The organism is Vibrio sp. 1069 (assembly GCF_033340555.1).
The window spans coordinates 1-552 of sequence record NZ_JAWOWP010000793.1; the positions used below are offsets into that span (position 1 = coordinate 1).

Genomic DNA, 552 nt, shown 5'->3' on the forward strand with positions numbered 1-552 from the left:
GATATTGGCGGCGGCAACAAAGAATATGGCGCGGCCTTAGTGGCATTAAATAGCGCATTTCAAATTCTGACTTACAGCGTTATGGCTTGGCTATTCATCACGGTACTTCCACCATTCTTTGGTTACGAAGGTTTTGTGGTTGATATTTCCATGGGTGACATTGCAGAAAGCGTATTGATTTACTTAGGAATTCCTTTCCTTGCTGGTTTTCTCAGTCGTAAGTGGTTAGTCGCTGCAAAGGGTGAGAAGTGGTACAACGATGTGTTTATTCCTCGAATTTCACCCATTACTTTGATCGCTTTGCTCGCCACCATCGTGCTGATGTTCAGCCTCAAAGGAGAGATGATTTTACAACTGCCAATGGATGTGTTCCGCGTCGCAGTCCCACTAGCGTTCTACTTCGTACTGATGTTTTTTGCCAGCTTCTTTATCGGGAAGAGAATGGGCATCCCCTACGATAAAAATGCCTCCATCGCATTTACGGCAACGGGTAACAACTTTGAGTTGGCAATTGCGGTTTCCATTGCTGTATTTGGTCTGAATTCCGACCAG

The 552-nt window shown here is 45.1% G+C and carries 1 protein-coding gene; it reads left to right on the plus strand.

What is annotated here, in order from left to right; translation table 11 throughout:
• Positions 1 to 552: arsenic resistance protein (locus tag R7040_RS29100; protein WP_411978233.1), on the plus strand; the 552-nt coding region annotated here is incomplete at both ends.